Genomic DNA, 15,535 nt, shown 5'->3' on the forward strand with positions numbered 1-15,535 from the left:
ATGGGCGGCGTGAGCGTTGGCGTCCTCGATCATTTCAACATCCGGACCCGGAATCTGGCCGAGACCGTCCGCTTCTACGCGGACGTGCTGGGCCTGGAAAAAGGCGCACGGCCGAATTTCGCCTTCCCGGGCGCCTGGATGTACAGCGAGGGCAAACCGGTGGTGCACCTCGTCGACATTTCTGCGACCGCCGAGCCACAAAAGCCGGATTCCGGCGTCGTCCACCACGTCGCCTTCGTCAGTCGCGGCTTCGACGGCATGAAGCAGCGGCTGGCGTCCAAGGGGATGAAGTTCGAGGCCCGCCAGGTGCCCGGCGGCGATCTCTGGCAGATCTTCGTCCACGACCCCAATGGGGTCATGATCGAGCTGAATTACGAGGCCGCCAGCGAGCAGGGGGCGGCGCCCGTGGAAAAGGCTGACGATATCGGCAGGCAGTAGCCTTTTGGGCGTTTCCGCTCTAATTGGGCATCCTAAAGCCTTGAGCATGATCCTATCGGAAGACCGCTCCACACTGTTCCGGATCATGCTCCATTCAGGAGATGCGCTTTGAGCGTGACGCAGCAACAGGTTCTCGACAGTCTCGCCAGGATCAAGTCGCCCCGCGGGGTCGCGCTCACCAATGCCAATGTGCTGAGCGCGATCAGCGCGTCCGACGGCAAGGTGTTCTTCTCGATCAATGTCGATGCCGCCGAGGCAAGGGCCTGGGAATCCGTCCGGGCCGAAGCGGAGGCCGCGGTGCGCGCTATTCCAGGCGCCACCACCGTCATGGTGGCGCTGACCGCCGAGCGCAAGCCGGGGTCCGCGCCGCCACCGCCGCAGCCGAGCCGTGGTACCCCCGGCGTGCAGCCGGCCCATGCCCACAAGCCGCCGCAGGGGGGGCAGTCGCCGATGGCGCGGCAATCGGAAATCCCGGGCGTTGCCGCCGTGATTGCGGTCGCCTCAGGCAAGGGGGGCGTCGGCAAGTCGACCACGGCGCTCAATCTGGCGCTGGGCCTGCGCGACCTCGGCCTCAAGGTCGGGCTGCTCGATGCCGACATCTACGGCCCCTCGGTGCCGCGCCTGACGGGCCTACGCGACAAGCCGGAGCTGAACGACGAGCGCAAGATGATTCCGCTTCGGCGTTTCGGTCTCGCCATCATGTCGATCGGCTTCCTGGTCGAGGAGGAGACCGCGATGATCTGGCGCGGTCCCATGGTGATGTCGGCGGTGACGCAGATGCTGCGCGACGTCGAATGGGGCAAGCTCGACGTGCTGGTCGTCGACATGCCACCGGGCACCGGCGATGCCCAGCTCACGCTGGCCCAAAACGTGCCGCTCAAGGGCGCCGTGATCGTCTCGACCCCGCAGGACCTGTCCCTGATCGACGCGCGGCGGGGGCTTGCCATGTTCAAGAAGGTCAACGTGCCCGTGCTCGGCATCGTCGAGAATATGAGCTACTTCCAGTGCCCGCATTGCGGGACCAAGTCGGACATTTTCGGCCACGGCGGGGCACGGCACGAGGCCGAAAAGCTCAAGGTGCCATTCCTGGGCGAGATCCCCCTGCACATGGCGATTCGTGCCACTTCGGACGCCGGTAATCCCGTCGTCGACAGCGAGCCGGACGGTCCTCATGCGGCGATCTACCGCGCCATCGCAGGGCAGGTTCGGGACCAGCTGAAGGGCGTCATCGCCGCAGCCTGAACCGGCCGGCCGCGGACCCCCTGGGACATGCGACTTTTGTAGAGCCCCGTCATGCCATTGTCGCGTTCCGTAACCGCGCGGTCCGTGTTAAAGGCGCACGGCAGTCAAGCCCCTTCGGTTCGACGCGACATCGACGCGTCGCCGGAATGAGCGGCGGCATAAGAGAAGTCAAGGGGAAACGCCCCAGCAAGGAGAGACCTGAATATGAAGCGTCGTGATTTTCTGAAAGTGTCGGCAGCAGGCGCGGCGGCGACCGCAGTGGCCTCGCCGGCGATCGCGCAGTCCTCGCCCGAGGTGAAGTGGCGCCTGACTTCGAGCTTCCCGAAGTCGCTCGACACCATCTATGGCGGCGCCGAGCAGGTGGCGAAGTACGTCGCCGAGATGACTGACAACAAGTTCCAGATCCAGGTGTTCGCCGCCGGCGAAATCGTCCCCGGCCTCCAGGCGCTCGACGCGACCTCGAACGGCACGGTCGACATGTGCCACACCGTCTCCTACTACTACGTCGGCAAGGACCCGACCTTTGCGATCTTCGCCTCGGTGCCGTTCGGCCTCAATGCGCGCCAGCAGAATTCGTGGCTCTATCAGGGCGGCGGCAACGAACTCGCCAACGAGTTCTTCAAGAAGTCGAACGTGATCGGCTTCCCCTGCGGCAACACCGGTACCCAGATGGGCGGCTGGTTCCGCAAGGAGATCAAAACCGTTGCCGACCTGTCCGGCCTCAAGATGCGCATCGGCGGCATCGCCGGCCAGGTGCTTCAGAAGGTCGGCGTGGTGCCGCAGCAGCTCGCCGGCGGCGACATTTATCCGGCGCTGGAGAAGGGCACCATCGACGCGGCCGAGTGGGTCGGCCCCTACGATGACGAGAAGCTCGGCTTCGCCAAGGTCGCCAAGTACTACTATTATCCGGGCTTCTGGGAGGGCGGTCCGACCGTCCATGCCTTCGCCAACCTGGAAAAGTTCAATGCGCTGCCGAAGAACTACCAGGCGATCCTCACCAACGCGACGGCCAACGCCAACACCTGGATGGCTGCGCGTTACGACATGCAGAACCCGGCCGCGCTGAAGCGCCTGGTCGCCGGCGGCACCCAGCTTCGCCCGTTCACCAACGAAGTGCTGGAAGCCTGCCTCAAGTCCACCAACGAGCTGTGGGCTGAGATCTCGGCCAAGAACGCCGACTTCAAGAAGTCGATCGATGCCATGCAGGCCTACCGCTCCGACGAATATCTGTGGTGGCAGGTCGCCGAATATACCTACGACAGCTTCATGATCCGCTCGCGCACACGCGGCTGATCTGCGGCTTAAGTCGCAGGACCAAATCGCCCGGCCTCGCTCGCGAGGCCGGGCTTTTTCTTTGCCGCAGTGCGATCGGGATGGAATTCGGCCGCGGCTTGCGCCATGCTGGCGGCAAGCCTCGACAAGAAGGCCCACAATCACGATCCATCAGGGCAGGAAATCATGAAGAGAAGAGACTTCATCAAGGTCACAGGACTTGGTGCGGCCGGCGCCGCCACGCTCGCGGCTCCCGCGATCGCGCAGTCGATGCCGGAAATCAAATGGCGCATGCCGACGAGCTGGCCGAAATCGCTCGACACGCTGTTTGGCGGCGCCGAGATGATGTGCAAGATGGTCGCGGAGGCGACCGACAACAAATTCCAGATCCAGATCTTCGCGGCCGGCGAGATCGTGCCGGGCCTCCAGGTGCTCGACGCCGTGCAGAACGGCACCTGCGAAATCGGCCACACGGCGTCCTACTATTATTTCGGCAAGGACCCGACTTTCACCTTCGGCTCGGCCGTGCCGTTCGGTCCCAACATGCGCATCAACCAGGCCTGGTACATGCTCGGCGGCGGCCGCGACGTGCTCAACGAGTTCTACAAGGGCTACAACGTCGTCTCGCTGCTCGCGGGCAACACCGGTTGCCAGATGGGTGGCTGGTTCAGGAAAGAGGTCAACACGCCCGAGGATCTCAAGGGCATGAAGTTCCGCATCGGCGGCTTCACCGGCCGCGTGCTCCAGAAGCTCGGCGTGGTGCCGCAGCAGCTCGCCGGCGGCGATATCTATCCAGCGCTGGAGAAGGGCACCATCGATGCCGCCGAATGGGTCGGCCCCTATGACGACGAGAAGCTCGGCTTCTACAAGATCGCGCCGCACTACTATTATCCCGGCTGGTGGGAAGGCGGACCGATGCTGATGGCCTTCGTCAACCTCGACAAATGGAACGCGCTGCCGAAATATTACCAGAGCGTGCTGGAGCAGGCCGGCCACTACGCCAACAACTACATGATGGCACGCTATGACAACGCCAATCCGCTGGCGCTGAAGAAGCTGCTCGCGGGCGGCACCAAGCTGCATGCCTTCTCGCCCTCGATCATGGATGCCTGCTACAAGGCCGCCAAGGAGCTGCACGCCGAAGTCGCTGCGACCAACCCCAACTTCAAGAAGGTGCACGACTCGCTCTCCAAGTTCACGAGCGACGGCTACGCCTGGTTCCAGGTCGCCGAGGTCGGCTACGACATCTTCATGGCGCGGCGCTCGCAGAGCTGATCGCGCTATCCGTCGCAGGCAGCGCCCCGGAGCGAAGGCTCCGGGGCGTTGCTGTTTGGAGGGGCTAGAATCAAAAACATGGAAAACAACCCCATGCACAGTAGCCAACGGCCTGATAGGTCGCGAAAAAAATCGGCGGTCCAAGCGGCCTTTGCGAAGGCGGCGCCAATGCTGCGGTGTGCGGGAGAAGTCGACTCCGGAACCAGTCGATCGATGGATCGTTTCGGCCGGCAGCTCCTCGACCAGGAGCAGTTTGACCTGTCGGGCAAAACAGGAGTAGAAAGCAATCATCGAATAATCCGAAATCGAGTTCGTCGGTGCCGGCCTGGAGACGACGATGAGCTTCGATCCCGACGATGTTCAAAGAACGCTGCACAAGGCATGGTCGTTGGCGACGGCCGGTCAATGGACGGCGAACAATCCCGCGGCCGGGCAGTGCAACGTCACTGCGCTGCTCATTCACGAACTTTTCGGCGGCGACCTGCTGAGGACGCCTCTGTCGGCCGGCGACCACTTCTACAACCGGATCGAAGGCCGGAGATATGACTTCACGGCGAGCCAGTTCGATCAGCCGATCGCTTACATGGATTTACCTGCAAGTCGGACCGATGCAGAGCTGGGAGCAACAAGCGACCAACTGGCTGAATTGAGAGTCGCATTCCAGAAGCATCATACGAAGTCAGGTTAGCGCCGAAACGGGCAGCGACCGCAGCGCCGGCGCCGCTACACAGTGATCACCAATGCGAGAGGTGTGAAGCGGTTCACAGTCACGTCGAGAGAAATTCGCTAGAAATTCCGGGAAGCTAGCGAGCTTTCCTTGATTGCGCCGACCGATGCCGTGCGGTGCGCCGCTGCGAGCAGGGCCGCGCAGGCCAAGAAGCAAGTCCGCCCGAACTCCGGGTGTGCGTCCTGGGCGGGCAGAACGCCAGCTGCCAAAAATTTCAGGTTGCGGCCTGCACCGCTTCTCAGGTGCGGAGCGCGGGAATGCCGCGGCACGACGCCCTCCATATTCCGCGTGGGCCTTGCTGGCCGCCAGGGACTTTCTTGCAAGGCGCCTTTTTGCGCTGACAGTGCGCGGCTGAGGATTGCGTCGTGGCGAAGGTCGTTTTCAATCTGACCATCGAAGATTGTGGCGAAGACCATTGCCGCATCGTTGCGGAATACAATTCGTCGAGCCGCGAGATCGAGGTCGAGAAGCTCAAGCCGAGTTTTCGCCAGAACCTGAGACCGCTGCAGGAAGCGATTCTCCAGAGTCCTGCCGCGCGCAGCGCCGAGGCCGCGCTACGCCCGCGAAACCCGGATGCGGCCGCGGCAAATGGCGGCAATGAAACAAGACCCGCCATCCGTGATGCTGCCGGAGCTCTGATATCGGGATCGGACGAGCGAATTGTCCAGGAAATCGGTTCGCAACTCTTCGACTTCATCTTTCAGCGAAAGATCCTCGAACTCTATCAGGAATGTTTCCAGGCGGCGCGAAGAGACGACGAGCCGTTCCTGATCCGCTTGCGAGTCAGCGATCCCGCGCTCGCCTACGTGCCCTGGGAAACGATGTACGACAAGAAGAACCGCATCTATGTGACGACCTCCCAGAGCACACCGTTCACGCGTGCTGTCGACAACTATGGCGAAGAACGTCGGATGAGCGCGGCAAGGCCGATACGGGTGCTTGGCATGGCGGCGAGGGTCAAGGTTCTGAACGGATTCCCGCTGGATGAGATCGAGGTCGACGCCGAGCAGGTCGCGATCAAGAGGGCACTGAACGAACTGAACGACGGCAAGAGACTGAAGCTGTCCTGGATTCCTTCGGCAAAGGCGCGCGATCTCAACCGTCGTTTCCTGAGGGGAGATGATGGCAAACGGTGGGATCTGTTTCACTTCATCGGTCACGGCGGACACGATCCGGATCGGCAGATGGGCTTCATCGTGGTGCAGGAAGAGGGCGGATCGAGCGGGATTCGGCTGTATGCCGACACGTTGAAAGTGTTCCTTACCCAGCCCGGCCAAACGCCGAGCCTCGTCGTTCTGAACTCCTGCAGCGGGGCGCAATCCGACGGTCCCCTGTTCTCGAGCACCGCTGCCGAGCTCATTCAGGGCGGTGTCCCTGCGGTGATCGCCATGCAGTTCGAGATCAGCGACAACATGGGGCTCGCGTTCGCCGATACGTTCTACACTTATCTCGCCGACAACGTATCGATTCAGGCCGCTCTGGCGCATACGAGGGCCGAATTGAAGGCGCGCCACTTCGCCGAATGGATTTCTCCGGTTCTCTACATGCGCGGCCTCGACGGTGAAATTTTCGTGGACCGAGCTGGACCTTAGCGGATGTTCATCAATGTACGGCCTTGACCCGTCCGTCGTTGCTCTCGCCCTCGGTGCGATCGCGATCTGCATCGTCAGTGCGATCGACTTTCACGCTCCTTTCGAAACCGTGGAGATCCGCTTTGCCGTAATGCGCGATCGCTACTATTTCGCGGTCCTCGCCTACGTCACGATCGCCGTGATCTTCTATGTGTTCATGGTCAGCCAAATCCGCTGGCTGACCAATCAGCTCTATCCCGGACGGGACGCCGGCCTGCTCGTTGCCGTGCCGGCGACGATCGCATTCATGGTGCTGGCGCCGCACCTGCCGATTCTATCTCGGGTGATCGGACTTCTGAGAACCATGATGCAGACGCTGGCGCGCTACCCGCAGGCCGTGGAGACCGTCATCGTGGCCATCGCGCGTTCGCCCATCCGGGTGACGGAGCGGGCAAAGCCGGAGTTGCAGCGCGAGCTCGAAGGATATGGCGTTCCCGCGAGGCTGATCGAGAAGGCGCTCAATCAGGATGACGAAGTGCTTGCCGTCGGCGCGACGGCCATGATCATGCAGGTTGCTTCGCTTCACACCAGTTTCGTCGAACTGCGCGGCAACCCGCGCTTCGAGAGGTTCTTCCGCGCGCGGAAAGCCGCGTTTGACGAGCTGGAGAGGCAGTATCGGCGAATGCTGCGACGGTCGGCGCGGGCCCTCCTGCTGACGGAAGACATCATGGTGTCGGATGTCGACGAGCGGGAGCTGGTGCTCGAGATCTCCGATTTCATCGCGGAAGAGTGTGAGGATTTGCGGGTCGCATACCAGCGTCGTCTGGCCGAGGCGACCTTGTCGGTCGTCGACAGACGCGATTCCCGGACGGAGCTGATATCCAGCTTCGGGTATCAGACCGTTCTGCCCCAGCCATTGCCGTTTGCACCCCTGGTGACGATCTTCGTCCTCGACTTCGCGGTCTCTGTGGCGCCGCTGTTCTTCCTCGATCTGCCGAAGAAGTTTGCGGTTGGTTCGCTGGCCGGAGGCCTCTCGTCCCTCGCACACGCGGTCGCGCTGACGATCTCGATCTTCTTTGCAATCTATCCGAAGGCCTCGACGAATTTCGCGCGCCCCTCGCTGTACGCGTTGCCCTGGAGCTCTTACGTGGTCTTCGGGGCGTGCTCGTATCTGGCGGGCAACTTCATACTATGGTTGACTTACAGCACGATTCCGATCGCTGAAGGCTGGCTGGCGAAGAATCATCCGTTTGCGGCGAGCTCGCTGTTCTCCCTGATCTTCTTGGTCAACACGCTGGTCCTGAGCATTCTTCTCGACGTGCGGCTGAGGGCGGACCGGCTGGATTATCACGAGGCGAGACTGAAGGACGGCGCGGCCCATGCGGTGGTCATGGCGTCGCTGATGTTCAGCCTTCTCGTCAGCTTCGTATTGGTGACCAGGGCCTTTGGTCTGGAAATGCCGACCATCCCGTTGTCGTGGTACGCCGGCATCGTCGCGTCCTTCGGAGTTCTCGGCTTCGTGGTCGGATACCTCGTGCCCTCGACGGCGGAAGCCTACATCGAATCCAACAAGCTGATCCGGAAGTCGTCGGCGCTCGATGGCAATCTGCTCGGTTGGGCCGCGCCTGCGTCGCAGTCGACTGTCAAGCCTTGACCTCGCGCTGTCGGAGGGGCGCGCGACGTGCGCCCCGCGGCATTTGAAGGACGTAACGAAGAACGCATCTGCACAGGGGGAAGGACATGGCTACAATTGAGATAGCAAACGGGATCGTGGTTCAAAGTCCCGACGATGTCGAGGTCAGGGTGGTTCAGGATGGCGCTGCCCGCCGGGGATTGCGCCGCGCCTCCACGAGCCAGATGAGGGGCACCGATCAACTCAAGAGGGCGCTGTCGGCGTCCGACTTCACGATCGCGGCCGAAGTTGAAATGGCGCCGACGCGCCCCGGTACGCGCGCCCTGCGACGGGACGCGCAGACGCCGACGCAGATCGAGGTCGAGGTCGGCCCGTCCGAACGGGCGATGGTGCTGATCGAAGGGGCAGGCGGCGTCTATGCCTGGAGCTACCCGCAGCAGGTTGCCCGTCCATCGTGGCAACGCGGCGGTAGACAAGTTCTGGTGTTCCCGCTGACGGCCGAAACGGGCGGCACCCGTGGAATCTCCACGGCACGCGGCAAGCGTGGCCCGGTTCTCGACTGGGTCTCCGACAAGCTGATCGATCCGGTCCGCGCCTATGTGCTGAAGTTCGTCGCCAGAACGGCCGTCGATGCGGCGACCGACTATATCGAGGGAGACCGGGAGGAGGGGATCGTGATGATGACCGGGCTCGATCCGGCGGCATGGACCCCGTCGCGATCCGAGCGGCCGCGCTTGCCGCAAGGTCGCCCGCTCAAGATCCTGCTCATGGTGCACGGCACGTTCTCATCGACCGCGGGTGGCTTCGCGCAGCTTGCCGGTTCCGAGAGCGGGCAGGCATTTCTTTCGAGGGCCAATCAGCACTACGATGCCGTGCTCGGCTTCGACCACAAGACCCTGACCGCAACGCCCGGCCAGAATGCAGCCGCTCTTGTTGCGGCGTTGCAGGCGCTGGGAATCCCGGAGAGGTCGTCGATCGACGCGGTCGTCCACAGCCGCGGCGGACTTGTCTATCGCGTGGTGGAAAATCGGCTTGCGGAGCAACGACCGGACATCCGGCTCGGCAAGGCCATCTTTGTCGGCTGCACGAACGCCGGGACGCATCTTGCCGAGCCCGAGAACTGGGCGGCGATGATCGATCTCTACACCAACGGGATCATGGCCGGCGTCCGTGCGGTTTCATACTTGGCGGGCGGGGCTGCGTTGAGCCCCATCGTATCGCAGGGGATCAAGACTGTCGGTCGCTTCGTCCAGGCGTTTTCGGAAGTCGCCATCGACGAGCAAAGGGTGCCCGGACTTGCCGCGATGAGGCCCACGAGCGACCTCGTCAGGGAGTTGAACGGGGCGGCCGGTCCTCTCGACAAGCTCGCGACCTATTATGCGATCACTTCGAATTTCGTCGCGCAGGTCGAACCCAGCAAGGGTGTGACGAGGGAGTTCGCCGAGTTCATTGCCGATCGCGTGACAAATCGCCTGTTCCGGCTCGACAACGATCTGGTGGTGGATACCTCGTCGATGACCTCGTTCGGGACCCGCGGCTCGCGCCTCGCCAGCGACGCGACCTTTGCCTTCGGCAATACGGACGACGTCTTTCACACCACTTACTTTGCGACGGACGTCGTTCCGCTGAAGTTGAGTGAATGGCTGGGGGTTGGCGCAGCTCGCCTCGGCGAGCAATTTGACCTGGCGCGGGCAGGATCGCGCCGAGCGACGCGGAGAGCGGCGTCCCGCGGTGAACACTCGCTGGGAGCCGTTCTGCCTTCTCCCCATCTGGAGAGCCTCGAAGCCGACTCGATGTCGGACACAACGACGCTGCGACGAATGCCAACGCGTGCGGCTCCTGCGGCTGCATCGCCCGTGCCGAGCCAGGCGTCTGTCGCAGCCGAGATGGCGCCCTTGGCACCTTCACCTGATCCAAGAACCGCCGCCTGCTATTTTGCGGCAGAGATCGAGTCTCATCCGCCGCCCAGGAAGCCGGTCCCGCTGTTTGTCACGGTTTCGCGCGAGAGGATCCAGGCTGCGGAAACACAAACGTCCAGCGCCTCGGATACCCCGGTCAACATCGATGCGTCCCGCGCCATCGTCGTTGAAGTCATCGCGCGCAGAAACTGCCGGGTCCTCGGCGAATCCAGCGCAGAGATCGACACGCCGCGGGAACGACGGGCGGAGGCGCTGCGGTTCGTCGTGGAAGGTACCGCAGAGGGCGCAGCGGACATCCTCGTCGAAGCGCGGCAGGGTCCGCGCATTCTGGCGTCCTTCACCCTGGCTCCCGTATTCGTCGATGCAGACAGCAAGACCTTGCGCCGGAGCCAGGTCGGGCTGGCCATGGCGGCACGCCCGAACGAGCCGGCGGTGCTGAGGATCTATGAGATCGTGGAGAGCGGCAAGGTGACGCTGCGCTTCGACCTTGCCTGCGTCGATCCCAACATCGCAGTTTCGGAATCGCGCACCCTTCCTGGGGGGTTCTCTCGCGACGTCTACGTTGCGGAGATCTTCAAGGGCATCGAGACTTCCTGGCTCGCGACCAACCGGTTGTATGACCAGTTCCTGGCGCGCCTCCAGGCAAACGGAATTGTCATGGCGAACGAGTTGTTGCCAGACAAGGTCCGCGAGGCGTTGTGGACCCATCGCGAGGCGATCCGCGCGATCCAGGTCATCTCGGAGGAGCCGTTCATTCCCTGGGAGCTGCTTTACATCAATGATCGGAAGTCCGGACAGGCCGGCAAGGGATTCCTCGCCGAATGGGGGCTGGTCCGCTGGCTGCACAGCACGCCATGGCCCGGTCCGAACCTTGCGATGCGCAGCGATCGCGTCAACTACGTGATCCCGGCCTATCTCGATCCCGCCTTGCAGCTCGAAGGCGCCGGTGCCGAACGCGAGATGCTGGCCAAGCTGTTCGGCAATCCCCGCGAGGTCCCGGCCGACAGCATCTCGGTGACGGGCTTCCTCCAGCACAATGCAAGGGAGTGCGACGTTCTGCACTTTGCCTGCCACGGCGAAGCGGCGCAGCGGGCGGTCATGACGGCCGACCTGTTGATGACGGGGTCCACGGTGGACGGCAGCTTTGCGCAGGATTCGCTATCGGCGGATCAGGTCAAGGCTTTTGCCCGCTTCGCCGAAAGCGGACCGAGACCAACCATTTTCATCAATGCCTGCCAGACCGGGCGCCCGGGACGCGGTATCGGCGGAGGTGTCGCCGGTTTTGTCGATGCATTCCTGCGGCCGTATTCCGAACTCGGTGCGGGCGCGCTGGTCGGAGCGCTCTGGTCGGTGGACGACAAGCTCGCCTACAGTTTTGCCGAGGCGTTCTATCGCTCGCTCAAGGACGGAAACGTGCTGGTGGAAGCCGTCCGAACGGCTCGCGAGGCAGCCAAAAGCCGGAAGGAACTGACCTGGCTGGCCTATTCCGTGTACGGCAATCCGTTTGCGCGCATCGAAGTCGGTGCTTAGATCGAACCGGCGCAGGATGCCGGCCCGCCGTTCCAGGCCTCGTGAGTGCGAGGCCGATCGGCTTACACGAGCCTGACATCGGGGCGATCGGCTCACCGCGCATTTTTTCGCTGGCCCAGCCGTCCGGAATGCTGGAAAAGAGCGGCGAAGATTTCGGCGCGAGCCGTGCGGTGACACCGGAACATCGATGCGCCTTCTGATCGTCGAGGACAATGCCGAGCTGTCGCGGCTCGTTGCTGGCGGGCTGGCCGCGGCCGGCTATGAGAGCGACATCGTGGGCAGCGCGGCCGAGGCGCGCGAGGCGGTGAGCAGCGTCAACTATGCCGCGATGATCCTCGACCTCGGCCTGCCCGACGACGACGGCCTGTCGGTGCTGCGCGAGCTTCGCCGGCAGATGGAGCCGCTGCCGGTCCTGGTGCTGACAGCCCGCGGCGGCCTGCAGGACCGCGTGACCGGCCTGCGCAGCGGCGCCGACGACTATCTCGCAAAGCCGTTTGCGATGGAGGAGCTGGTGGCGCGGCTGGAGGCCATCCTGCGCCGGCCCGGCCAGCTGCTCGGCCGCTCGCTCAGCCTCGCCAACCTCGTCTACGACACCGAGAGCCGCCAGATCTTCATCGACGACCAGCCGCGGATCATCTCCGCGCGCGAGAGCTCGGTGCTCGAGATCCTGCTGCGCCGGCAGGGGCGGGTGGTGCCGAAGAAGAACGTCGAGGACCACATCTTCGGGCTCGAAGGCGAAGTCGCCTCCAACGCGGTAGAAGTCTACGTCTCGCGGCTGCGCAAGCAGCTGGCCGAACACGGCGCCAGGGTGGTGATCCACACCATCCGGGGCGTCGGCTATCTCATGACCGCGGAGAAATAGCGTGCCCGCCGGGGGCCATGCCAGATCGCTCACGTTCAAATCGCTGATCTCGCGCATCGTGTTCCTGCACATCGTCGCGGTCGCGGTGGTCGCGATCTTCCTGCCGCTGGTGCTGTTCTGGCTGCTCAATTCCGAGATCGACCAGCTGCATCGAGATGCCATGCGCGCGCAGGCCGAGGTGCTGGCGGAGCGTATCGTCGCGCAGCCGGACGGCACGTTGAGCTTCAACCTGCCCGACAGCCTGAAGGGCCTCTATTCGGACGCTTACGGCCGCTACCAGTTCGACATTCGCGATGCTGACGGCCGGCTGCTGTTCTCCTCGCACCGGCGCTCGGCCGCTGCGACCGCATCGCGCTTCTCCCAGACGATCTCCGGCGCAGGCGTCACCCGCGACATTGCCGGCAAGACGGTCCGTGTCCAGGTTGCCGAGGACCTCGCGCATCGCGACGTCATCATCGACGACATCGTCTCGAACTTCTTCCGGCGGGTGGGGTGGATCACCATCCCGATCCTCCTGGTCCTGCTTGCCACCGACATCATCATCTTCCGCCGCGCGATTGCGCCGCTGTGGAGGGCCTCGGAGGAGGCCAGCAATATCGGTCCGGCGCGCACCGATATCCGCCTGCCGACGGCGCAGATCCCGCGCGAGATCATGCCGCTGGTCACGGCCGTGAACCAGGCGCTCGATCGCCTCGAGGGCGGCTTTCGCGTGCAGCGGCAGTTCACGGCGGACGCCGCGCATCAGCTGCGCACACCGCTCACGATCCTGCGCACCCGGATCGAGACGCTCGACGACCGCGTCGCACGGCAGGCGCTGCTTGCCGACATCGAGGCCATGAGCCGCCTCGTCGCCCAGTTGCTGGAGATCGCCGAGCTCGACACATTGGTGCTCGATCCCGGGGAGACCGCGGATTTGCGCGCGGTCTGCGCCGAGGTGGTCGGTTCGATCGCCCCGTTCGCGATCGCGCAGCACAAGGACATCGCCCTGAAGGGGACCGACGCGCCGGTCAGTGTCCACGGCAATTCGGAGATGCTTCAGCGCGCGATCTTCAACCTCGCTGAAAACGCCATCAAGTTCACCGCAAAGGGCACCTGCGTCGAGGTCGACGTGCGCGACGACGGTTCGGTGCGCGTGCGCGATTGCGGCCCGGGCATCGCGGAGGCCGAGCGCGAACTGATCTTCCAGCGCTTCTGGCGCGCCGACCGCCGGCGCAGCGACGGCGCAGGCCTGGGGCTCTCGATCGTGCGCGCGGTGGCGGACGATCACGCGGCCACGGTTGCGGTGGCAAACCTCCCCGGTGGCGGCGCGGAGTTCACGCTGCGATTTCGGCCGGCGGAGAAGGTGGCGTGATCACCCTCCGGGGGAGGGGAAGAGGCGGCCCGCCTTCCTTTGCTACTTCTGCGGCGGTCCCAAATCCAGCGGCGGCAGGTCGATCTGCGGCACCTCGATCTTGATCGTGCTGGGGTCGATGTTCGACTGGACGCCCTTGTAGTGCATCACCATCGCGGGGAATGCGATCACCAGACCGACCATTATGATCTGGATGACGACGAAGGGGACCGCGCCCCAGTAGATCTGGCCCGTGGTGACGGGATCCATCCGCTTGCCGGTGAGGCGATCGGTGTATCGCTCCTTCGGCGCGACCGACCGGAGATAGAACAGCGCGAAACCGAACGGCGGATGCATGAACGAGGTCTGCATGTTGACGCCGAGGATGACGCCGAACCAGATCAGGTCGATGCCGAGGTGCTCGGCGGCAGGTCCGAGCAGCGGGATCACGATGAAGGCCAGCTCGAAGAAGTCGAGGAAGAAGGCCAGCACGAAAACAAGCGCGTTGACGAAGATCAGGAAGCCGACCTGGCCGCCGGGCAGGGAGGTGAGCAGGTGCTCCACCCAGACGTGCCCGTTGACGCCGTAGAAGGTGAGCGAGAACACGCGGGCGCCGACCAGGATGAACACGACGAAAGCCGACAGCTTGGCGGTCGATTCCGTGGCTTGCCGGATCAGGTCCCAGCTCAGCCGCCGCTTCGCGGCGCCGAGGAGGAGGGCGCCGGCGGCACCCATCGCGCCGCCCTCGGTCGGAGTCGCGATACCGATGAAGATCGTGCCCAGCACCAGGAAGATCAGGAACAGCGGCGGCACCATGACGAAGGTCGTCTGCTGCGCCATCTTGGACAGGAAACGGAAACCGGTCAGCTTGTCGATGACCCAGTTCACCACGGCGACGGCGAACGCGAAGACGATACCGTAGAACATGCTGAGCACGACGTAATCGGCGCCATGCGTCTCGGAATTGCGCATCATGAACCATCCGAACACGCAGCTCGCGAGGAACAGCATGCCGAGCGAGACCAGGCCGCGGCCGCCGTCTTCCTCGCGGAAGCCGATGGCCTCCTTCGGCAGGCCCGGCGCGGCCTTCGGGAAGATCATGCTGACCAGGAAGGCGTAGAGGGCGTAGAGGCCTGCAAGTACGAGGCCCGGAATGAAGGCGCCTTCGTACATGTCGCCGACCGACTTGCCGAGCTGGTCGGCCATCACGATCAGGACGAGCGAGGGCGGAATGATCTGCGCGAGCGTGCCGGATGCGGCGATGACGCCGCTCGCCACGCGGCGGTCGTAGCCGTAGCGCAGCATGATCGGCAGCGAGATCAGACCCATCGAGATCACGGACGCCGCGACCACGCCCGTCGTCGCCGCGAGCAGCGCGCCGACGAAGATCACCGCATAGGCAAGGCCGCCGCGGATGGTACCGAACAATTGGCCGATGGTGTCGAGCAGGTCCTCGGCCATCCCCGACCGCTCCAGCACCAGTCCCATGAAGGTGAAGAAGGGAATGGCCAGCAGCGTGTCGTTGTTCATCACGCCATAGACCCGCTCCGGAAGCGCCTGGAGGAAGTCGGGGTGGAATTGGCCGAGCTCGACGCCGATCACGGCAAAGAACAGCCCGACGGCGCCGAGCGAGAATGCCGCGGGATAGCCGAGCAGCAGCACGACGACCAGCGACGCGAACATGATGGGCGCCATATTGGCGATGATAAACGCGGTCATGATTCCCCCTACACCGT

Annotated in this window: 11 protein-coding genes; 10 read left to right on the forward strand and 1 reads right to left on the reverse strand. The window is 63.8% G+C overall.

Features of this window, described 5'->3' with window-relative positions; genetic code table 11:
* The 10 genes from ABIA42_RS09770 (at nucleotide 1) to ABIA42_RS09815 (ending at nucleotide 13,820) form a co-directional block, all read left to right on the forward strand.
* A complete protein-coding gene (locus ABIA42_RS09770) occupies nucleotides 1-438 on the forward strand; it encodes a VOC family protein (RefSeq protein WP_028179674.1) in 438 nt (145 codons plus the stop codon).
* Nucleotides 439-546: 108 nt separating this feature from the next.
* Nucleotides 547-1,680: an Mrp/NBP35 family ATP-binding protein gene (locus tag ABIA42_RS09775; protein WP_370113947.1), complete on the forward strand. Its 1,134-nt coding sequence runs from the start codon at nucleotides 547-549 to the stop codon at nucleotides 1,678-1,680.
* A gap of 204 nt (nucleotides 1,681-1,884) precedes the next feature.
* Nucleotides 1,885-2,973, forward strand: coding sequence for a TRAP transporter substrate-binding protein (locus ABIA42_RS09780; protein ID WP_271529171.1), 1,089 nt, complete (start codon nucleotides 1,885-1,887; stop codon nucleotides 2,971-2,973).
* 165 nt (nucleotides 2,974-3,138) lie between these two features.
* Complete coding sequence (locus ABIA42_RS09785) at nucleotides 3,139-4,227, forward strand: TRAP transporter substrate-binding protein (RefSeq protein WP_370123567.1); 1,089 nt, start codon at nucleotides 3,139-3,141, stop codon at nucleotides 4,225-4,227.
* A gap of 337 nt (nucleotides 4,228-4,564) precedes the next feature.
* Nucleotides 4,565-4,915, forward strand: a complete 351-nt coding sequence (locus ABIA42_RS09790; protein ID WP_370113945.1) for a hypothetical protein — start codon at nucleotides 4,565-4,567, stop codon at nucleotides 4,913-4,915.
* A gap of 404 nt (nucleotides 4,916-5,319) precedes the next feature.
* On the forward strand, nucleotides 5,320-6,546 hold the full coding sequence (locus ABIA42_RS09795) for a CHAT domain-containing protein (RefSeq protein ID WP_370113943.1): 1,227 nt from the start codon (nucleotides 5,320-5,322) through the stop codon (nucleotides 6,544-6,546).
* 13 nt (nucleotides 6,547-6,559) lie between these two features.
* Entirely contained in the window at nucleotides 6,560-8,179 is a 1,620-nt protein-coding gene (locus ABIA42_RS09800) for a hypothetical protein (RefSeq protein ID WP_370113941.1), read from the forward strand.
* Nucleotides 8,180-8,265: 86 nt separating this feature from the next.
* Nucleotides 8,266-11,607, forward strand: a complete 3,342-nt coding sequence (locus ABIA42_RS09805; RefSeq protein WP_370113939.1) for a CHAT domain-containing protein — start codon at nucleotides 8,266-8,268, stop codon at nucleotides 11,605-11,607.
* A gap of 187 nt (nucleotides 11,608-11,794) precedes the next feature.
* Nucleotides 11,795-12,469, forward strand: coding sequence for a response regulator transcription factor (locus tag ABIA42_RS09810; RefSeq protein ID WP_271529166.1), 675 nt, complete (start codon nucleotides 11,795-11,797; stop codon nucleotides 12,467-12,469).
* Between the two features lies 1 nt (nucleotide 12,470).
* A complete protein-coding gene (locus ABIA42_RS09815) occupies nucleotides 12,471-13,820 on the forward strand; it encodes an ATP-binding protein (protein ID WP_370113937.1) in 1,350 nt (449 codons plus the stop codon).
* A gap of 42 nt (nucleotides 13,821-13,862) precedes the next feature.
* Here ABIA42_RS09815 and ABIA42_RS09820 read toward each other — a convergent pair whose 3' ends face one another.
* The gene (locus ABIA42_RS09820; protein WP_370113935.1) at nucleotides 13,863-15,518 is read right to left on the reverse strand and encodes a TRAP transporter large permease subunit; all 1,656 of its coding nucleotides are present in this window, start codon (nucleotides 15,516-15,518) and stop codon (nucleotides 13,863-13,865) included.
* Nucleotides 15,519-15,535: the final 17 nt, after the last annotated feature.

This window comes from Bradyrhizobium sp. USDA 327, from assembly GCF_041262065.1.
GTDB lineage: Bacteria > Pseudomonadota > Alphaproteobacteria > Rhizobiales > Xanthobacteraceae > Bradyrhizobium > Bradyrhizobium liaoningense.